The organism is Massiliimalia timonensis (assembly GCF_900186585.1).
Lineage (GTDB): Bacteria > Bacillota > Clostridia > Oscillospirales > Ruminococcaceae > Massiliimalia > Massiliimalia timonensis.
This window is the reverse complement of the sequence record NZ_FYDD01000002.1, coordinates 373503-393683: the sequence shown is the minus strand read 5'-3', so window position 1 is coordinate 393683 and position 20181 is coordinate 373503. Positions and strand designations below refer to the sequence as shown.

Annotated in this window: 18 protein-coding genes; 12 read left to right on the top strand and 6 right to left on the bottom strand. The window is 41.0% G+C overall.

Annotated features, from left to right (window positions below):
* Nucleotides 1-25 precede the first annotated feature (25 nt).
* Nucleotides 26-322 carry a hypothetical protein gene (locus CIB36_RS01945; protein ID WP_093987925.1) on the bottom strand — a complete coding sequence of 99 codons (297 nt, stop codon included), beginning with the start codon at nucleotides 320-322 and terminating at the stop codon, nucleotides 26-28.
* 83 nt (nucleotides 323-405) lie between these two features.
* On the opposite strand from CIB36_RS01945, the gene CIB36_RS01940 reads away from it, so the two are divergent.
* The 8 genes from CIB36_RS01940 to CIB36_RS01905 all read left to right on the top strand — a co-directional run bounded on the left by CIB36_RS01940 (nucleotide 406) and on the right by CIB36_RS01905 (nucleotide 6000).
* Nucleotides 406-600, top strand: a complete 195-nt coding sequence (locus CIB36_RS01940; protein ID WP_093987924.1) for a hypothetical protein — start codon at nucleotides 406-408, stop codon at nucleotides 598-600.
* 123 nt (nucleotides 601-723) lie between these two features.
* Nucleotides 724-906, top strand: coding sequence for a hypothetical protein (locus CIB36_RS01935; RefSeq protein WP_093987923.1), 183 nt, complete (start codon nucleotides 724-726; stop codon nucleotides 904-906).
* A 195-nt stretch (nucleotides 907-1101) separates the two neighbouring features.
* Nucleotides 1102-1665: an RNA polymerase sigma factor gene (locus CIB36_RS01930; RefSeq protein WP_093987922.1), complete on the top strand. Its 564-nt coding sequence runs from the start codon at nucleotides 1102-1104 to the stop codon at nucleotides 1663-1665.
* The gene (locus CIB36_RS01925) at nucleotides 1655-2191 is read left to right on the top strand and encodes a hypothetical protein (RefSeq protein ID WP_093987921.1); all 537 of its coding nucleotides are present in this window, start codon (nucleotides 1655-1657) and stop codon (nucleotides 2189-2191) included. The genes CIB36_RS01930 and CIB36_RS01925 overlap by 11 nt, the downstream gene beginning before the upstream one ends.
* A 16-nt stretch (nucleotides 2192-2207) precedes the next feature.
* Nucleotides 2208-2804, top strand: coding sequence for a bacteriocin transport accessory protein (locus CIB36_RS01920; protein ID WP_093987920.1), 597 nt, complete (start codon nucleotides 2208-2210; stop codon nucleotides 2802-2804).
* 13 nt (nucleotides 2805-2817) lie between these two features.
* Nucleotides 2818-4218 carry an MBOAT family O-acyltransferase gene (locus CIB36_RS01915; protein ID WP_093987919.1) on the top strand — a complete coding sequence of 467 codons (1401 nt, stop codon included), beginning with the start codon at nucleotides 2818-2820 and terminating at the stop codon, nucleotides 4216-4218.
* Between the two features lie 12 nt (nucleotides 4219-4230).
* On the top strand, nucleotides 4231-5331 hold the full coding sequence (locus CIB36_RS01910) for a DHHW family protein (RefSeq protein WP_093987918.1): 1101 nt from the start codon (nucleotides 4231-4233) through the stop codon (nucleotides 5329-5331).
* Between the two features lie 327 nt (nucleotides 5332-5658).
* Entirely contained in the window at nucleotides 5659-6000 is a 342-nt protein-coding gene (locus CIB36_RS01905; RefSeq protein WP_093987917.1) for a hypothetical protein, read from the top strand.
* A 363-nt stretch (nucleotides 6001-6363) separates the two neighbouring features.
* Here CIB36_RS01905 and CIB36_RS01900 read toward each other — a convergent pair whose 3' ends face one another.
* Together CIB36_RS01900 and CIB36_RS01895 are read right to left on the bottom strand one after the other, a co-directional pair.
* On the bottom strand, nucleotides 6364-7998 hold the full coding sequence (locus CIB36_RS01900) for a response regulator (RefSeq protein ID WP_093987916.1): 1635 nt from the start codon (nucleotides 7996-7998) through the stop codon (nucleotides 6364-6366).
* Nucleotides 7991-9778, bottom strand: a complete 1788-nt coding sequence (locus tag CIB36_RS01895; RefSeq protein ID WP_158662547.1) for a cache domain-containing sensor histidine kinase — start codon at nucleotides 9776-9778, stop codon at nucleotides 7991-7993. Before CIB36_RS01895 ends, CIB36_RS01900 begins: the two co-directional genes overlap by 8 nt.
* Nucleotides 9779-10234: 456 nt before the next feature.
* Between CIB36_RS01895 and CIB36_RS01890 the strand changes: the two genes are divergently transcribed.
* From CIB36_RS01890 to CIB36_RS01875, 4 genes are all read left to right on the top strand, one after another.
* Complete coding sequence (locus CIB36_RS01890; RefSeq protein WP_093987914.1) at nucleotides 10235-11569, top strand: ABC transporter substrate-binding protein; 1335 nt, start codon at nucleotides 10235-10237, stop codon at nucleotides 11567-11569.
* A 141-nt stretch (nucleotides 11570-11710) separates the two neighbouring features.
* Nucleotides 11711-12583, top strand: coding sequence for a carbohydrate ABC transporter permease (locus CIB36_RS01885; protein WP_093987913.1), 873 nt, complete (start codon nucleotides 11711-11713; stop codon nucleotides 12581-12583).
* Nucleotides 12584-12606: 23 nt separating this feature from the next.
* Nucleotides 12607-13449: a carbohydrate ABC transporter permease gene (locus CIB36_RS01880; RefSeq protein ID WP_093987912.1), complete on the top strand. Its 843-nt coding sequence runs from the start codon at nucleotides 12607-12609 to the stop codon at nucleotides 13447-13449.
* Nucleotides 13450-13526: 77 nt separating this feature from the next.
* Nucleotides 13527-15713 (top strand): glycoside hydrolase family 2 protein, encoded by a 2187-nt coding sequence (locus tag CIB36_RS01875; protein ID WP_229408162.1) that lies wholly within the window; start codon nucleotides 13527-13529, stop codon nucleotides 15711-15713.
* A gap of 102 nt (nucleotides 15714-15815) precedes the next feature.
* On the opposite strand, the gene CIB36_RS01870 is transcribed toward CIB36_RS01875, so the two are convergent.
* From CIB36_RS01870 to CIB36_RS01860, 3 genes are all read right to left on the bottom strand, one after another.
* Entirely contained in the window at nucleotides 15816-17207 is a 1392-nt protein-coding gene (locus CIB36_RS01870; protein ID WP_158662546.1) for an L-fucose/L-arabinose isomerase family protein, read from the bottom strand.
* Between the two features lie 22 nt (nucleotides 17208-17229).
* Nucleotides 17230-19212, bottom strand: coding sequence for a pyruvate formate lyase family protein (locus tag CIB36_RS01865; RefSeq protein ID WP_229408161.1), 1983 nt, complete (start codon nucleotides 19210-19212; stop codon nucleotides 17230-17232).
* A 108-nt stretch (nucleotides 19213-19320) separates the two neighbouring features.
* Nucleotides 19321-20169, bottom strand: coding sequence for a glycyl-radical enzyme activating protein (locus tag CIB36_RS01860; protein ID WP_093987908.1), 849 nt, complete (start codon nucleotides 20167-20169; stop codon nucleotides 19321-19323).
* Nucleotides 20170-20181: the final 12 nt, after the last annotated feature.

The window sequence follows — 20181 nt, the reverse complement described above, 5'->3', positions numbered from 1 at the left end:
AGCTCTCTCTTATTAAAATATTCTCTTATTTTCCTGTTCTTCTCTTTTTATTGAGAATGATTGTACCAACTAATCCAAGTGCGGAAATAGCTGCCAGGCTGATCCATAAGGTCATGCCGCTGTCTCCTATTTTAGGGTTATCTGTAGATTCATTTTCTTTAGATTGTCCAAGTGCTGGGATCATAGTATCATCTCTGCTGATTTCTTTAGTTAGAGTGGCATCGCTGAAGTATTTGCCGTAGTCGGCACAATACCAGTAAACGATATTACCATCTTCTGTGCAAGTTGGTTCCTGAGCCTTTACCTCAACAGAATCATTCACTCACAAGGCTGCAGACCAAGGGATGTATTGATTCTGCTATTTTTATAGAGCGAAGCAACCGTAACAACCAAAAAATCGAAGAATTGCGGCGGGAACTGCGGCAACTTCAAGGACCGGACGAGGTTAGTCGTGTCATTGACAGCATCAAACTGCTGCTGGAAGAAGCCCAGCCTATGCTGAAGTTTGAACCTTCCGTGTTCAAAAGCATGGTGCAAAAAATCGTCGTTTATCCTGAAAGGTTTTCTTTTCACCGTATCAACGGGCTGGAATTCGCCTAGCCTTAAAGCCCCCCTCCACACTGCTATACTGAAAGCCATCCGTTCTTTGATTCATAGGCAGCGGCGCTGCAGGATACCCTGATATACTGCATTGCCGGAGAAAAGGAAGAAACCAGCCCCATTGTGTTAGAGAACAAAATCAAGAAACTGGAAACAGAATTTGACCGGCTGCCGGTTCTGGTGGTTGACGAAAATGACATCATCAACCATAAACTGAAACAGATCAGCGAAACCACCTTCAAGTTGAAACAGCAGGAAAGCGAATCGAATACGCCGCAGAGCGTTCCGATTCATCGGCGGATTTGAAATCACACAGCTTCTTAGCATTGCATTTTATATAGACTTGTAATATTCTATTATTATATAATATTTGAAAAGGAGGACTACCTATCCTCAAAAGATATTTTCTTTTAAAAAATTACATATCTCATGCAACCAAAGTCTAAAAAATCTGTCTTATATTATAGATGGTAACTTGCTAACAGAAAGGAGCGTAGGTATATGGACGATCAAAAAATCGTCGATCTTTATTGGAGGCGAGACGAACAGGCCATCAAAGAAACCGCCGACAAATATGGTGCATATTGTTTCAAAATTTCAATGAATATTCTATCCGATCTTCCTGAAAGTGAAGAAAATGTCAACGACACCTACATGCAAACCTGGAATTCCATACCACCAAATTTCCCTAGTTTATTGGCGGCATTTGTAGCCAAAATCGCTCGCAACCTCGCATTAAATAAATATCAAGCAAAACATGCTCAAAAACGCTTAACGAACGAATTTACTCAATCACTCAGTGAACTGGATATTTATATTCCCTCAAAAATATCAGTTGAAGATGAAATCGAAATCAAAAAACTCAGCCAGTCGATTAGTAATTTTTTATATACTGAAAGCTTGGAAGCCCGTAATATATTTATTCGGCGATATTTTTATTGTGATTCAATCAAAGACATTTCCACTCATTGTCAATATAGCCAGAGTAAAATAAAATCAATGTTGATGAGAACGAGAAAACGTCTAAAATTATATTTAGAAAAGGAGGGGTACTATGAACCATGAGGTGTTTTTGAAAGCAATGACACAGATAGATGACGAACTGATTGTTTCGGCATCTGATATGATGCAAAAACCGAAAAAGAAAAATCCTTTTCTGATTTTCAGCATAGCAGCCTGCCTTACTTTGATTTGTGGCATCGCCCTATTCTCACGGTTTTCTGCAACAGTAGAGATCTCAATCTATGACAGCATTCTTTCCAACCAGACTATTCGTGTTGATCTTCCTGCTCCCGCAGAATCTGATATCCGAGTATCTACCCCTGAGCTTATCTCTATTCCTATTCAAATCAATGCCGATCGGATAGTACATATGAGCACGAAAGACGGGACAATAGAAGTGTATTCTCCAGACTACAGTGAGTTGTTGTATACTGGGCAAAGTTATCAAAGTAAAGAACTCGTATATATTCAATGGAAAATTGAGCAACCTAATATTGGAAAGACATATACTCTTATCATCAATAACAATATCGATATCTCGCTTTTTTATGACGAAACCCAAAAATGTTGGACAATCCAAAAACAATAATCGGAGGTTTTATATTATGAAAAAATTAACAGCTATTCTTTTAGTGGCAGTCTTATCATTTTCTTTCACCGCTTGTTCTAAAAACTCTGGCAGTGACTTTTCTTCCAATCCAGAATCAAATAACAGCCAACAGATAACAGCCAAAGATGCTGTAGAGCTTCTGACTGCAGTTTGGAAGGGCTATCCTGAGGACAATAAATTTGCCGCTATGGGTGGGGATCTGTCTGAGGAAAATGCCACCACAGATGCTCCCGGAAAATTTGATCTTTCTGACCCTACTGCATTGGATTCGACACTCGGATTTCCATCTGCTTTAGTAGATAAAATTGATGATGCTGCTTCACTTATTCATATGATGAATGCAAATATTTTCACCTGCGGAACTTACCATGTAAAAAGTTCTGATGATATCAACAATCTTGCCAAAGCAATAAAAGACAATATTCTTCAGAAACAATGGATGTGCGGATTTCCTGATAAACTTATCATTGTTTCTGTTGGAGACTACATTGTTTCTTTTTACGGAAATAATGAAGTATTAGGCACTTTTCAAGCACAGTTAACTTCTACCTACCCATCCTCCAAAGTAATTTTGGAAGAACCTATTGCATAACAGGTACTGAGTTATGTTATTTTCTAGCATCCCTTTCTTATATTATTTTCTGCCCTGTGTGTTAACGTTATATTTTATCGTTCCCAAACAGATGAAAAATGGTGTCTTGTTTTTATCTAGTCTGGTTTTCTATGGTTGGGGGGAACCAAAATACCTTATCTTTATGCTGATTTCCATTACACAGGGATACTTTTTTGGAATCTTGATTGAAAAATATCGAGGGACAAAACGGTCAAAACTCTTTTTGGCCGTTTCTGTGATTTTGAGTTTATTTATGCTGGGATATTTTAAATATACGGATTTTTTTATCAGCAATTTCAATGCTGTTACTGGACTATCTATCCCACTGCTTAAGGTAACTCTTCCAATCGGCATCAGCTTCTATACCTTCCAGATTTTGAGTTATTCTGTAGACGTTTACCGAAACGAAGTTAAAGCTCAAAAAAATTACTTAGATCTTGCCACCTACATTGCGATGTTTCCACAGTTGGTTGCGGGTCCAATCGTACGGTATTCAGAGATAGAAAAACAGCTGAAATCAAGAACTCATACCGTCGAAAATACTGCAAAAGGAATCCGCAGATTTCTAATTGGATTGGCAAAAAAAATATTGATTGCCAATCTTTTAGGACAAGGTATTGCATCATTTCAGGCTTCAGATAGCAAATCTGTGCTGTTTTGCTGGCTTTATGCCATTTCTTATATGCTCCATATTTACTTTGACTTTTCAGGCTACAGCGATATGGCCATTGGACTCGGACAGATATTGGGATTTCATTTTCCGGAAAATTTCGATTATCCCTATATATCCAAAAGTATTACCGAGTTTTGGCGAAGATGGCACATTTCTCTGGGATCATGGTTTCGGGATTATTTATATATCCCATTAGGAGGAAATCGGGTCGGTAAAGCAAGATGGTTTTTAAATATTTTTCTCGTTTGGGCGGCTACCGGTTTTTGGCACGGCGCTCAATGGACCTTTATTTTATGGGGAATTCTGTTTGCAGTATTACTGATTATTGAAAAAATGTGGCTTCTTCCATTTTTGAAAAAAGCAAAAGTTTTCAACCACCTATATGTTTTATTAATAGTTGCAATCAGTTTTGTAATCTTTGACGCGCCCAGTATTACCCAAGCATTCTCATTGATTGCAGATATGTTCGGCGTAGGCGGATTGCCTTTTATTTCCTTAGAATCCGTATACTATCTCCAAAACTATGCGGTTATTTTGATTTTAGCAGCAATAGGTGCTACCCCTATCGTGAAAAAACTTTTGAATTCAGCGAAAAAAAAGAAATTTCTAAACGTGATACTTCAAATTGTTGAACCTGTCTTTTTAGTCATTCTTTTGGCATTGTGTACTGCATTTTTAGTGGACGGTTCATTTAATCCATTTTTGTATTTCAGATTTTAGGAGGGGAATCTTATGTCGGAAAAAATCAAAAATTTCACAATAATTTTGCTGACCGGTTCTTTTCTTGTCTTATTCCCCCTATGGGGTATCATCCAGTCGGATCAAAAGGAATCTATAAGTGAACGAAGACCACTCGCCCAGCTTCCAGAAATAACGAAAGAATCTGTCTTATCCGGAAAATTTATGACCGATTTTGAAAAATATACCTTAGACCAATTTCCCCTCAGAGAAAATTTCAGAACAATAAAAGCATTTGCAACTCTGAAACTTTTCTCCCAAAAAGACAATAACCATCTTTATCTTGAAAATGGTTTTATCTCTAAGCTGGATTATCCAATCAACATCGAGTCGATCGAATATGCAACCAATCGATTTCGATTTATCTACAACAATTATATTTCTGGAAAAGATATAAACGTCTATCTCTCCCTAATTCCTGACAAAAACTACTTTTTGGCTTCAGAATTTGGATACCCATCTATCAATTATCAACAATTCTTTGACTATGTAACAGAAAAAATGGATTATTCTCAATATATCGATATTGTGCATCTTTTAGAAGTTCATGACTATTATCGTACCGATACTCATTGGAGACAAGAAAGAATTGTTGACGTTGCAAAATATCTGGCAGAAAAAATGGGTACCAAAGTAACCGGTGTATACCAGAAAAATAAGGTTCCCCTTCCTTTCTATGGTGTTTATTACGGGCATCTCGCTTTACCTCTCCCGGCAGATGAATTATACTACCTAAATAATCCGGAAATAGAGGGAGGTACGGTATATGACTATGAAACAGATACTCATATCCCAATCTACGACTTTCAAAAAGTTTATGGAAAAGATCCCTATGAACTTTTTTTATCCGGTTCTAAATCCCTGCTTAAAATAAACAATCCCAATGCCGCAAGCGAAAAAGAGCTGATTGTTTTCCGAGATTCTTTCGCAAGCAGTCTCGCACCTCTTCTCATGGAGGGATATTCCACGATTACTCTCGTCGATATCCGCTACATCTCTCCAAATATTCTAAAAAAATTTATTTCTTTTGAGCATCAGGATGTTCTGTTTCTATACAGTACCTCTGTACTAAATAATAGCAATACATTAAAATAAATCATTTTAAAAGCTGGACTTCGATCTGTGGATAACATGTATTTTGATTCGTTCATTTCAATTCCTATAAAACTATAAAAAACGAAAAGGTTTTTGAACTTCTTTCACGTTTACCGCCCGAGGCTATACGCCTTCTTTTACATTTAAGGCCCCAGTCGTACCGGCAGCCTTGCCAATATTGGATCTATACTAAAAAAGTGGACACGAAAATGCATTCTTTTTTCGTGTCTCCTTCCTTGACTATAGTTCAGACCGAAATTCTGTGGGGATTCGCCTAGCCTTAAAGAAACCATCCTCCACACCGCTATATTGAAGGCCATCCGTTCTTTGATTCATGGGCAGCGGGAAGAAATGGCTGCGGCGCTGCAGGATACCCTGATATACTGCATTGCCGGAGAAAAGGAAGAAGCCAGCCCCATTGTGATAGAGAACAAAATTAAGGAACTGAAAACAGAATTTGACCGGCTGCTGGTTCTGGCGGTTGACAAAAATGACATCATCGACCATAAACTGAAACAGATCAACGAAACCACCTTCAAATTGAAACAGCAGAAAAAGTGGATCGAATACACCGCAGAATGTTCCGAGGTAATGGAATTCAAAGCTAAAGAAGTCATGGGGCTAATTTCCGCAGAGGACCTCGCCCAACAGAATACTCCGATACCTTAGTGTACCGCATCATTGAAAGAATCACCGTACTTTCCAAAGAAAAAATCTGCCTCCGTTTCATCGGCGGATTTGAAATCACACAGCTTCTTAGCATTGCATTTTATATAGACTTGTAATATTCAAATATTATATAAATATAATATTTGAAAAGGAGGGTTGCGCGTCCCGAAAAAATATTTTTCTTTTCAAACAAGAGGGTATCTTTTTGTAGCGTAAACCAAAAAAGGTTGAATCTGCTCGCAATTCGCGTTCTGGGTTCAGCCTTTTTATTTTGCTTCTACACTTACGCTGATTGCACTTTCATTTTTGTTTCTAAATTCAAAAAGGTCTAGGGATATTCCTTAGACCTTTTTATATATAAAATCATTCTCGAGGAAAATTAAAGTCATTTTTCCCTTTCGTGTGCTTTTCAATAAATTTTTTGGGCGATAATCCAAAGTAGCGCTTAAAGCATTTGCTAAAATACCCAACATCTTCATATCCGCAATGATATGCCACAACGGTGATACTTTCTGCCCCATTCAATAATTCTTTCTGTGCATTTTCCATCCGAACTTCTAAAATGTAATTTCCAATCGTAGTGTTTCGATGTTTTTTAAAAATCAGGCATAAATACTGGATATTGATATAAAATTCTCCCGCAATGATCTCCAGCTTTAAATTTGGATTCCCAAAATTAGAATCAATATATTCCGCCACCTTCTGTGCCAATTTTGCCTGAGAATCGATATCCTTTTGATTGATCTGCATCATGATTCGATCCACGGCATCTATTACAAACTCTTGAAGCTGATCTAAACTGGGGGCAGACATAATATAGGAAAACAAACCCGCGTTTTCATTTGGTTTTTGTAGTTTAGTTTTATATTCTGCGGCAAATTCAAGAACAACTGAAAAGAGTTCTGCAACGTGCATGTAAACCATATCCGGATCCAGATTGCCTTCCATCATCTTAATAAATATTTTGCGGATCAGTCCATGTACCTCATCGTGGTCATTTGCACGCATAAAGGACAGCAGAGATTTCCGCTCTTCACGAGAGAAAAATTCTTTAGACCATGATTGCTTCGTTTGAACAGCCGAATAAAAATATACGCCTTTTTTATCATGAAATAGCTGGTACTTTTTTAACGCCAACGCTTCTTGGTATGATTCACATACCTCACCGAGCGAGCCCCTTACATCCCCAAAGTATGCGGTAACCACTAAACCAAGGTATTCTTCTGCCATAACGCAGACCTGCTCCATCCGTTCCCGAAGCTGAATTTCTATTTCTGTTTCCCTAAATGGACGAAACACTATACAGACCATACCCTCCTCGTTGATGCAGGCGCCGTAACTCATTCCATCCTTAAAAATATCTCCTATTATATTACAGACTGCATAATGGCATAATTTTTTATCTTCCTGGTTCCAAATCTCCGGACTTTTAATATAAATATCCAGCACAGCCGCTACATATTTACAATCATTTTTGGGGAAACTAAAGTTTTTCATCAGCTCCGCTTCATCATATAGCCCATTTAACAGCAGCTTACTGATCAAACTTTCCTTATAAGCGGAGAATACACGCTGTTTTGTTCTTAAAATCAAGTTCAGTGTGTTTTCTGTTTCCCGTTCCTGATCGATTATCTTACCTGCCTTTTGAAGGCTTTGATAAAGCTCTTCGCTCTGAAGCGGCTTTAAAAGATAGTCCTGGACCCCTAACTGGATGGCTTTTTTTGCATACTCAAATTCTCCGTATCCAGTTAAGATGATCACTTTTGTATTAGAGTGTGCTTCCTTCGCCTTTTTGATTACAGTAATCCCATCCATAATCGGCATAGTAATATCCACCAATGCGATATCTGGCTTCAGTTCTAGTATTTTTTCCAATCCGTCTTGTCCGTTTCTCGCCTCTCCGCATACTTCAAATTCTTCATCATAAGAAGTGATATATTTCTTCAATGCCTGTCGAAAATAAAACTCATCCTCAATAATGAGAATTGACTTACTCACCCTCGTACTCCCCTTTCTGATCCTTCTGCAAATCTTCAGGAATATTTTTAGGAATAAGAATTGTTACTTTAGTAAATTCCCCGTACTCGCTCTCAATAACAAAGGAATAGTTTTCCCCGTAAAGTAATTTTAACCGTCGGTTAACACTGGCCATCCCAAATGATTTTGGAGATTCTGACTCTTCTAAATCACTGGATGACTTTATCGTCTGCTGAAGATGGGACAGCATTTCTTTTGTCATTCCAATCCCATTGTCCACTATTACAAAGCGAAGGGAGTCCCCGTGTTCCGTAAGTTCAATTTCCACGATCCCTTCTTCTTGTTTTTCTTTGATCCCATGATAAATCGAATTTTCTAAGATCGGCTGCAATGTCATTTTGGGAAGTTGATATTTTGTCAGCTCTTCCGGGATGTTGAAGCGATAATCCAGATATTCAATATACCGTAATTTTTGTAAATACATATACTGCTGTGACAGCTTTATCTCATCATAAACGGAGATAATATCATTGCCCCTATTAAGGGACAAACGGTAAAATGAGGCCATTGCAGAAATGCATTGACTGGCAGTTTCTCCTTTTTCCAAATCAATCAAGGATTTGATCATTTCCAGCGTATTATAAAGAAAATGGGGTTTAATCTGAGCTTGTATCAAGTGGAACTGATATTCACTTTTTTCTTCCTGTTCCTGATACACCCTCCTTAATAGCCGATTGACCGCGTTCATTAAGTTATTAAATCCCTCATAAAGAATCTCGATCTCACCGGCAGACTGACGGTTTGCTTTCTGACTCAAGTTACCCTCTGCCGCATCATGGATCGTACTGGCCAGTTCCATGATCGGGCGGGAAAGAGATCTTGCTATGATATAAGAAATAAATAATGCCACCAAACAGGCAACTGTACCAATTACCAGAATCCATTTATTCAAGATTTTTTGTCCTATTAAAAGGCTGTCCAATGGCTGACAGCTGATCACGGTCCATTGAACAGGATCTTTTAATTCCTGTGAAATCGTATACAGCATCTCTTGTCCCCCAACGTTTTTCGTCAAAGAACCTTTTCCGTAAAGCACTTTGAGTTCCGCTTCACTAAAGGTACCAATTTTTTGAATGTTTTGGGTAATGATCGTTTTGTCAGAGGAGGAAATAACAATTTCCTCCTCATTAAGGATATAAAAAGAAGATTCCACATTTTGAGGCATATTATTTTCAAAAATAGAAGCAAAATTAGATTCCTTGATCACAAACATCACATAGCCATAAACTGTTCTTGAATCTAAATCAACAACTGGTTTTGTAACCAGGAATACCGGTGTAGTACGCTCCCCTTTGTTATGGAGCTGATATGGACCCGAAATAGATACTCCCCAGTTTTTCCGTACTTGTGTAAAATATTCGTCGCTGAGCAATGCCTCTATTTCAGACATGTCATATCCGCTTACCCCGAAAAAGCTATTATCGGCAGCAACTAAATCCCACATATAAACATTTCGGTTAAGGCCCATAATACTGCCGATGATCTTATTCAGTTCCAGCCGCAGTTTATACCTTTTCGCCTCTTCCACCGGGGGAGATGGATGCTCCTTGGCCTCGGCAATCACACGCGGGTCCACCGCAACAGAAACTGCATAGTCCTGAATATGGGTGATTTTGGTGTTGAGGTTATTAATAATCAGCGCTTGCTCCCTGCGTGCAGAACCGAGCGCATTGTTCACATTGACTGTTGTTGATACTGTATTGATCAGAATCGCTGTAACGATCAAGGATATCAGAATCAATAGAGAACTCCAGCAAAAAATTTTATTTTGCATAGATATACCAAATTTTTTCTTTTTTTGTTTGATCATTTTTTTACCTTTCGTTGAGTTCGCAGGTCAATTTTGGATGTTAGTCAGAGTGGTTATTTGAAAGAATTGGCAGACTTTTCCGTTCTGTATAATAAAGGTTTATTTTAAGCCCTTTCATGGGCTTTTTTCATATTATTTTTGATGAACGGAAAAGTCTAACATACCTCTCAAATTGTATAGATCATATTCCGCAAAACACCATGTGTTTTCTATGTCTAAATTATACACAAAAGTGACAGCAAAACCTATAACAAATCGACAACTAACGAAGATTTTACCACTTTAGCGATGATTTTCTATATACCTTCTACATATTTTAATTTATAATCATGTACATCTTAGATAAATCCAACAATATCAAAAACAAATTAGGAAAGGAATAGTATTATGAAGAACACGAAAAAATTATTGTCCACTGCTTTGTGCGCTGCATTGTGTACTGCTATGTTGGCAGGATGCGGCGATTCTAAAAACAATGGAAACAATTCTGCAGCCGGAGGAGATAATTCCCAAAGCGGTTCCTTGACCATCAACTATCTGTCTTCCCGCAATACTACCAGCGAGGCTGTTATGCTTGCTCTCCAAGATGTGGCAGATAATTATGCCAAAGAAAATCCGGATCTGGATTTTTCTTATGAAGTGGAAAGCATTACCGACCGTGCTTCCTACCTGCAAAAGCTGAAGATCCTGGCATCCAGCAATGAATTGCCAGAATGGTTTGAATCTGACCCAGATACATTTTTCGCCAGTCTCGTGGAAAATGATCAAGTTTACAATATGGGTGACCTGTATGATGAATTAGGGGTAAGTGATAAATTTTTTAATATCGCAAAGGAATATGTGAAATTGCCCGGCTCGGATGAGATCTATTTAACTGCATGGCAGGCAAACGCAGAATATTTCTTCTATAATAAAGACCTGTTTGCACAGGCTGGCATCACAGAAGTTCCCAAAACCATGGATGAATTGTTGGATACCTGTAAAGCCCTGAAAGATGCGGGGATCACCCCAATTACTACTCTTGGTTCGGACTGGCCGGTACTCCGTTACTTTGCCATGATCCCATTCCGTCAGTCAGGCAACGACTATCTGGAAAAAGCTTGTGCTGGAACGGAATCATGGGGTACGGAACTTGGAATTGAAAATGCAGCATATATGCAGGAGTTGGCTCAATATTTCCAGACAGGCTTTTCCTCCGGGGACACCGATACTATGGAAGACCTGTTTGTCGGAAACAAAGCCGCTATGCTGTATGACGGTACATGGGTACTGCCAAAACTGATTGACGAATCCACCGGGGATCTGAGAAGTGACTTTTCTTATTTCACCATGCCGACCTACAAAGATAACGATACCACCGGTGCTTCTGATTACTTTGCAAATTGCGGGATCGGTATGGCGATCCGTAAAGATGCTATGACACAGGAAATGAAAGACTATATGAAATACGTGTTTGACAATTATGCGGATATTACTTTAAATGATTACAAACAGCTCCCGTCTATCCAGCCTTCTTCTACCGAAGGGCTTCCTGCCGTTTATCAAGATATTCTGGAGGATGTCACCAACGTTAATACTTTTGCAAAATGCTGGGATGTTGTGATCGATTCCGCCTCTTTGGAAACACTTCACAAATCTTCTACAGAGCTATTAATCGGCGAAATGACCCCGCAGGAATGGGCCGACTCTCTGGACAAGGCTGTTGCAGCCAACAATAAATAATCCCATAAACGGGTAGAGATCTCCCTTCTGCGGGATGATCGAAAGCAAGCTTCGGCAACTGCTTTTGCGGTTGCCGAAACCTGCTTCATGAAGAAATTGATCCGGGGATACTATTTTTCCCCAGCAAACGGAGGGTAAACAATGAAACCAAGAAACAAATGGGAGCCGTGGCTCTTTTCTGCTCCGGCGTTGATCGTATATATTTGTATTGTATTGATCCCGGTAGTCTGGTCAATCGTATATAGCGTTTTCGATTGGAATGGGATTGGGGATATGAAATTTACAGGCCTGCAAAACTATACACGCATGTTTGGGGATGAAGTTTTTATTACGTCCTTTTTCAATAACCTATTTTTTATGGCGGTCGGGACAATATATCAAGTATTTACCGGCTTGATCATGGCCATTATCCTGACTAATATCACAAAAGGCAATAATATCCTGCGGGTTATTTATTTTATTCCCTGTATTATTTCCTCCATGGCGATCTGCAAAATCTTTGAAAAGCTGCTTTCCGTTGAGCCGCAGGGCGTTCTTGCTGCCGTGATGGAAGGACTCGGGATGGAACCGATCGCGCTGCTTTCTGAGCCAAAATGGGCGCTACTTGTCGTCACCCTAGTTGACGGCTATAAATTTTGCGGGCTTTATATGGTGATTTTTTATTCTGCATTTATGGCAATCTCCAATGATGTCGTAGAAGCCGCCTATATTGACGGGTGCACATGGGGACAGCAATACCGCTATATTAAGCTTCCAATGATCAAAAATATCTTCTTTGTTGTACTGGTGATCGTAATCAACGGTACTCTAAAAAGCTTTGATGTATCTTATATTCTGACCAGCGGTGGTCCGGGAAGTGCAAGCGAGCTAGTTGCCACCTATACTTACAAAACCGCGTTTAGTTCTGCACAGTTTGGCTATGGCAGCGCATTATCGGTATTTCTTCTGGCCGAGTCATTGATAGCAGTGGGTATCATACGGTTATTCCAGCAGCGTGCTGCGAAGCGAGATTAACATCGGGAAAGGAGAAATTGTTTATGCAGCGTCTTACCACCAGCAAATGGCTGAGAATTTTATTTTATATCTTCCTGATCGTCGTTCTGGTAATTCAAACCTATCCCATGTTCTGGGTATTGATGTCCAGCTTTAAAACCAAAGACGATATGGCTTTTTTAGAAGCATACAGTATGCCGTCAAGCCTCTATCTCGGCAACTATATCACTGCGCTATTTGAATCCAACTTGATCCGCTATTTTTTAAATAGTGTGATCGTAGCAGTTGGCACCTTAGTGGGGATCGTGATTTTAAGCGCGCCTGCAGCTTATGCGATCAGCAAGATCCAATTTAAACAGAACGAAAGGCTTTTATCCTTTTTCCTGCTTGGAATGATGATCCCGATTTTCGCATGTCTGATACCTATGTTCCAAATCTACAATGCGGTAGGTTTGCGCAACACCTACCTTTCCCTTATTTTACCGCAAATCGGTTTCAGTTTGCCCATGGCGATCTACCTTTATACTGGATTTATGAAGTTTGTTCCCAATTCGTTATTGGAAGCGGCCACCATCGACGGCGCAAACAGCTTCCAAATATTTTCAAAAATCATGTTTCCTATGGCGAAAAACTCTACTATCACAATTATTATCTACAATTTCGTCAACATCTGGAACGAATTTACTTATGCCAATACCTTTATGACAAAAGGGATCATGAAGACCCTGCCAGTTGGATTAAACGATTTTGTCGGTGAAATGGGACGCCGCGACTGGGGCGGGACTTTTGCCGCGATTGTGCTGGCGATTTTACCGACACTCATCATCTACTTCTTCCTCAATAAAAATGTTATGGAAGGGATGGCAGCAGGTGCAATTAAAGATTAAAGGGGATTTATGCTGCTAAGATCCTTACCAAAATAAATGCAAATTCCAAATAACTGATGAAAGGAATGACTACCAAAATGAAGCTGAATTTAAAACAAGGCTGGAAGGTCATGCAGGATGTACATAATACTGCGGAAAATCTCAAATTATATCAAGATGAAACGGTCCTGTACTCTATGGGGGCCCAGCTCTCCGAATGGGAAGATCTTGAGGAGTTAAAACATCTGCAACTGATTTTTTCGGATCAGCCGTACTGGGGACGTGAATTGCGTTATTTTAACCAGGCCCCATGGTGGTATAAAAATGAATTTGAAGTGCCGGAACATGCAGGCAGCCATTGCGTAATTAGGTTCTCCAACGTCGACTATTACTGCAAAGTATGGTTTAACGGCGTCCTGCTTGGTGAGCACGAAGGTTATTCGATCCCATTTGAATTCTGCGTTGATGATCTTTTAAAAAAAGGGGAAGCAAATACCTTGATGGTAAAGGTTTGGTCCCCGTGGGATGATACCGTGGACGGGGACAAACAGGAGCGCCGCACATTTCTCATTCTGCGCAACATGGTAAAGGGGACTTATGAACACTCGGATACTTTTATCCAGCGTGATGTCAATCCCATTGGGATTTATGGGGATGTCACGGTGGAAGTAACTGAAAAGGCATCCTTTCAAGGGCGGCCGGAAATCACCTATACACTGGATGAAACCTTAAAAAACGTGTCGCTCAATGCAAAAGTCAGGGTGACCAACGTATCAGAAAAATACAACCTACGATTAGTTTGTGTAGATAAACTCACAAAAGAGATCATCTGCAGCGAAACTGTTCCGGTCAGCAAAAATGGCGAGGTAAGCATCTCCGCTGCGGCAAAAAATATCCACTTGTGGAATACATGGGATCGCGGAGGGCAATGGTTATATGACTTGATCACTGTCTTAGAGGACCAAAACGGGAATGAAGTCTACCGGTATCATGAGGTGACTGGTTTTAGAAAAATCGAAATGGTCCGAAATGAAAAAGAAACCACCTTCTATCTTAACAATAAAAAGCTGTATATCCGCGGTACTTCTTATTTTCCAGATGTTTACGTTTCCGCAATGAACAAGGAGCGCTATAAACGAGACCTGCTTTCCATAAAAGCCTGTGGATTTAATCTTGTCAGAGTACACGTCCATGTGGAATTCGAGTTATTCTACGAGTTATGCACAGAAATTGGAATTGCCGTTATTCAGGATTCTGAATATAACTGGGCGCATCCGGATAACGATATTTTTGCGGATCGTTTTATTGACGTATTTTTACAGACTGTTGACTTGTTAAAACGACACCCGGCTATTATTTGCTGGATCTGTATGAATGAGCCGGGACTTCTTGACGCAGAACAGGCAAAAGAAGCCGAGGGCGATGCCGCCGCTGGAATGCGCGGACATAGCCGCTCTATGGATGTCAATCCCGGACCAGCTCTTTACAAGGCAACCTGCGAACACGATCCTTCCCGCCCGGTTATTAAAGGGTCTTTCTGTGAAAGCGACCCATTCAGCGGAGATAGCCATAATTATATTGGTTCCCTACATGGAGACGGCACCCACTATCGGGAAATTTACGGTACCATAGAAAAATTTAATACAGAATATGGCTTTGATGCCCCGCCATGTGCAGATAGTCTCAAAAAAATGCCGAAACTCTACCGCCGTTTAAACGGACTTGTAGACCGCCTCGATGAAATTGGACATTATCAATATCTCCTTTTAAAATACTACACCGAACATTATCGGATCCAAAAATATTCACCGAATTCCGGGTATGTTCAATTTTTGTATAACGATATCGGCCCGCAGAGCTTTTATGGAATATTTGATTGGTGGGGACTCCCAAAAGACGGATTAGACGCGATGTTAGAAAGCAATATGCCCACTGGGATATTCCTAAAATTTAACGAAAAACTTGACGGTATCTATGCCGTCAATGATTTGCTCACCCCTATCGGCAGCTGTACTGTAAAATGGGTCATTACCGATGGCAAAGGAAACGTGATCCAGAAAGAGGAAAAGCAGATCGAAATTGGCGCAGATGATATTGTGAAAGTCTGCGATCTAAATGTTGACACCTCCTCTTTTGACCGAGTCGATGTTGCGCTCGTTGTCCTAAAAGATGGTGAAGCAGTTTGCTCCAACCATTATGAAGATCTCTTCAATATGCCAGAGCACACCCATGGGCATCCTTCCCGAATCACCCACGAAATGGGCATGCGGCTTTATTTTGCTTAAATCAATTTTACCGGGCAGTCCAAAAAGGGCTGCCCGGTAAGTTTTTGGCATAGAAGTGAAGAATATTCTTAAGCTTCCCTTCTATGCTTTTCCATATTTATCTTAGAAGCGCTTGACGTCATATTCAAGATAATTGGCCAGCGCTTCTTCTGCCGCGTCGCAAATGTGTTCTGGCACCACCGCCATATGATGACGGTAACCGTTCTTCCCGATATAATCCAAAATACCGTCTAATCCTTTTGAATACAATACAGAACCCGTCCCAAAAAACTCTGGTTCGATCGGTTCCTTTGTTAATTCTCCACAGCCAAGGTAGGCGCAAATTTTCCCATCTTCTGTTTTCATGCTTCCAAAGGTGATTTTTCCCTTTCGCAGTTTCCCTTGGTTTACGCCTACGCCGGAGCCTTCCCCATAACTTTTGACAAACATTTTATGTTCTACAGTGGTCCCTTTTCCTTCCATCAACGAGATCGGGATCGGGCCACAATGGAATAAAATACATTTGTCCGGATTATCCCGGTAATTATTGTTAATGTCCAAAAGCATCGACGGCATATTCCCTGCTAGAGCCAAGGCCTGCATCATAAGGGTATTGGTAATATCGACTTCACAGGAGGCGGCGATTCCACGTTCATTTAATTCCCCCAACACCATACAAGGGGCGATGCCAAACTCCAACTGAAATTCATTCCAGCATCGCAGAGCTATCCCATTTAGATGATACTCCAAAATAAGATCATCCACTACAGCCCCTAATCGTGCGATATTATGTAGTTTTTCGATCGGAAAGTCAAAATGGGTTATTTTCAGATATGCAGCCATTTTCTCCTCGATCCGATCAGATGAAACGTCACGCATCCGGCGAAATATTTCTCCAAGGTCAAAAGTTTCAATGTTCACGCCCGATCTTTGCAGTCCAATCTCGTCGACCCGGACTGTTTTGAAAGCAGTTGTTCGGGCGCCTATCGCTCCAAGGTTATACCGTTTCAAACCGTTTACGATCCGGCATACCCCGGCAAAAGTTTCGATCTGTGCCTGAAATTCATCGGAAGAAGGATGAACGGTAAATGGTTTAAGCAAGGTATATTTGATTCCGCACTGCCGCAGTACATTGCACATGGCAATCTTTCCGCACAGCGCATCACGGCGGTGGGCAAAATCCATCTTTCCCACTTCATCCGGATATGCCTGTACTAAAATTGGCACGCCGGCATCCTTTAATGCAACACAAGCCCCATTTTCATCTCCAAAATTTGGCAGACACAGGATGATTCCCTGATACTTTCCACGGTTCCCGGCCAGAAAACGGGCAAATTTTTCTCCTTCCTCAATGGTTTCCACCGCGCCGTATCGGGTTTCGGTTTCTTCCATCATTATGGAATGATAACCGGCTTTCTCCACAGCCTCTGTCAATTCCTTTCTTGCATCTGCAATCAGCTCCCCAGGAAAAAAGCCGCGGTTTCCAAAAAACAAAGCAAAGGTAATATCGGGCATATTCATAACCTCTTTTCTATTGCTATATCAGCAGTTCCATACGTTTGATGATCTGATCCTGATACACGTCGTCAAGCTCCACAAAATATCCGCTCCAACCCCAAACACGGACGATCAAATTTCGGTATTTTTCCGGATGTTTTTTGGCATCCAACATCTTTTCCCGGTTAACTGCATTGATCTGCATTTGGTGTCCGCCCAAATCAAAAAATGTTTTTACAAACATGGCAACTTTCCGGATGCTGTCATCATTTCTAAATAAGGTGTCATGCAATTCGATTGTCAGCGGACCGCCGTTGCAGACCCGCACAAGATCGGGTTTTGTAAAAGATTTCATGATCGAAAACGGCCCATTGCACCGTGCAAGCAGACTCGGAGAATAATTGCAGGCAAATTCCTCCCCGTATTTTCTGCCGTCTGGTGTTGCCATTAGGTGCTTCGATTGCCACACATAGTACATGGCAGAGCCGGTACCGGGGCGGAAAATCCCGCCTCGTTCATTCTGTTTCCCGTCTAGTGAATCAGCAAACCAGTCCAAAAGCCTAACCGCGATCTCGTCAACTTCATCCTTGTCATTTCCCATTTTATCAGCGCTGAAACGAAGCTTGGCACAGAACTCCTCATAACCGGAAAAATTATTTTTTAGCATTCTCAGCAGTTCTTCTTTTGACACTGCGTCATCGTCATAAACATATTTCCGTATCATTGCAAGGGAATCCACAGCAGTGGAAAGCCCACTTCCGTGCAATCCAAAGTTATTGTACCGTCCGCCTAGGGAGATGTCTTTCCCTTTTTGGGTACAATCAAGCATCATCAGCGATAAGAACGGCGCAGGTTCCATATACAAGTTGTGAACACTGGCGCAAAGGCGTTCTGATTCTTTGAAAATATTCTCCTTTACCGCCTCCATGCATTCCTCAAAGGTATTGAACTCCTCCAAACGCTCTATTGTTTCACTAACAACCATTGGGAAAGACAATCCATTGATATTTGGCAAATCCATCCCAGCCCCTGGAACAATAAATTCCCAACAGGCCGCGACAACATAATCATAGGCATCATCGTCAGAATATCCCCAGCGTTTTAACGCCTCGATCACAATGTCGTCATTCGCATATTGCGGGAATCCCAGCCCTTGTTTTGTTAGATGAGTCCCGCGTTCATAAGAAGAGAGCGGTGTTTTTTTGTGAACTCTCAAATTGATTTTTGGGTCGATCAGCTTCAGCTCCAGGCTCGCCTGCATGCAAAGCTCAGAAAGATCATTATAGGTTTCGTTTCCGTTTTTGTCCATTCCTCCCAGCACCATGCTCTGACCATTATCACCCTGCTGCATCCCGGTATAAAGATCACTGTCCTTATTAAAACTGATAAAAAATTCTTCCAGCAGTTCTAAAGCTGAATCTTTTGTGAGAGTCCCATTTTTTATATCTTTATCATAATATGTAAACATATATTGGTCGAATCGCCCCACCGTATTGTGATAGTTAAAACTCGCCCAAAGACAATAATGGATCAATCGGAAAAATTGTAGCGCCTGGGCAAAGGTTTTTGGCGGCTGCCGCGGTATGCGGGCAAATGCTTCCGCCACAGTCTGATTGCCAGCCCGCTGCGCTTCTTTTCGATAGCGTTCAGCAAATTCTTCTATCGCTTCCAGCAGTTGTATACAACAAGTTAAAAATTCGACTGCCTCACGATTTTGACCACTCTGATATTCCTCAATAAGGACCAAAATCTGTTCTTTTTTTCGGTCAAAGCCAACATCGATCAACTGGCTGTACAGTGGGTTCACATTACATACTTTTCCCTGTTCATGAATATAGTGCTCCTGTTGGATCGCCTCAAACTCCTCCTCGGTAAAAATTTCAGGAATAACCGATACTGTCCGAAGCAAGGCAATCTTTTCTTCCGGCAGGACCACCGGCTGTTCTTGATCCAGCATCCAAATCAGCCGTTTCGTTGCCCTTTGAAGGTCAGAAAGGCCTTGTTCTTTCCAGATTTTCGCCATCTCCCGGCATCCTATTTCGGGCTGACGGAATTGATGATGTTTCTGTTCTGCAATAAAATAGTTCCGTAAACGAGAAATATATTCTGTCATCTTCACACACCTTTCCTTTTATAATACGGTGCAAGAAATTCCCAAAGACTCAAAACAGGACTTCCTTGTATTTACTCCGCGCAACGGATCAAATTCCGGAGAATACTCTCTCCCAAGCATTTCGTATTTAGCTCCTGCTGTTTGGTGATAGGGTAGCAGTTCTACCTTTTGCAAAGATTCAGCCCCTATCAGCAGTTTGGCAGTTGCTGTCAGGTTTTCTTCGGTATCATTTATCCCGGGGATCAGCGGAATGCGAACCACAAAAGGTTTCCTAGACTGCTTCAGCCATTCCAGATTCCTTAAAATTAGCTGGTTATCCACACCGGTAAAATGTCGGTGACGCTCTGAATCGATCAGTTTCAAATCCATCATAATAAAGTCCAAACGATCGGCTACCTGGACAAAAACCTCCTCCTTGCAGTAGCCGCTGGTTTCTATTGCCGTATGCAAGCCTCCCAGCCTGTCAATAACATCCAATAAAAATTTTGCCTGCATAAGCGGCTCTCCACCCGAAAAGGTGATTCCCCCGTCATTCATCTCCAGAATCTCTCGATCCTTCAGTAAAATTTTCGCAAGTGCCTCATCTGTATAAACAGTCCCCGCGATTTTCCTAAGACGCAGAGGACACATTTCCACACAGTCAAAACAATTCTCGCATCCATCCGGGTGCTGGCAAACCATTTTACATCTGCCGCAATGAATACAGGCGTGATAACTTACCATTAGCTGCGGATAAACCTCCAGCCCCTCCGGATTATGGCACCATTGGCAGCGCAGAGGACATCCTTTTAAAAAAACTGTCGTCCTGATCCCGGGGCCGTCAAAGACAGCCATTTGTTTTACATCAAATACAATCCCCTTGCTCATAGGAAAGCCCCC

Bases quoted from the DNA above. Each gene is read 5' to 3' on its own strand.
- CIB36_RS01890 (WP_093987914.1), top strand. From the start codon at position 10,235: ATGAAGAACACGAAAAAATTATTGTCCACTGCTTTGTGCGCTGCATTG.
- CIB36_RS01880 (WP_093987912.1), top strand. From the start codon at position 12,607: ATGCAGCGTCTTACCACCAGCAAATGGCTGAGAATTTTATTTTATATC.
- CIB36_RS01920 (WP_093987920.1), top strand. From the start codon at position 2,208: ATGAAAAAATTAACAGCTATTCTTTTAGTGGCAGTCTTATCATTTTCT.
- CIB36_RS01925 (WP_093987921.1), top strand. From the start codon at position 1,655: ATGAACCATGAGGTGTTTTTGAAAGCAATGACACAGATAGATGACGAA.
- CIB36_RS01865 (WP_229408161.1), bottom strand. From the start codon at position 19,212: ATGGCGAAAATCTGGAAAGAACAAGGCCTTTCTGACCTTCAAAGGGCA.
- CIB36_RS01875 (WP_229408162.1), top strand. From the start codon at position 13,527: ATGAAGCTGAATTTAAAACAAGGCTGGAAGGTCATGCAGGATGTACAT.
- CIB36_RS01930 (WP_093987922.1), top strand. From the start codon at position 1,102: ATGGACGATCAAAAAATCGTCGATCTTTATTGGAGGCGAGACGAACAG.
- CIB36_RS01915 (WP_093987919.1), top strand. From the start codon at position 2,818: ATGTTATTTTCTAGCATCCCTTTCTTATATTATTTTCTGCCCTGTGTG.
- CIB36_RS01910 (WP_093987918.1), top strand. From the start codon at position 4,231: ATGTCGGAAAAAATCAAAAATTTCACAATAATTTTGCTGACCGGTTCT.
- CIB36_RS01860 (WP_093987908.1), bottom strand. From the start codon at position 20,169: ATGAGCAAGGGGATTGTATTTGATGTAAAACAAATGGCTGTCTTTGAC.
- CIB36_RS01885 (WP_093987913.1), top strand. From the start codon at position 11,711: ATGAAACCAAGAAACAAATGGGAGCCGTGGCTCTTTTCTGCTCCGGCG.
- CIB36_RS01870 (WP_158662546.1), bottom strand. From the start codon at position 17,207: ATGCCCGATATTACCTTTGCTTTGTTTTTTGGAAACCGCGGCTTTTTT.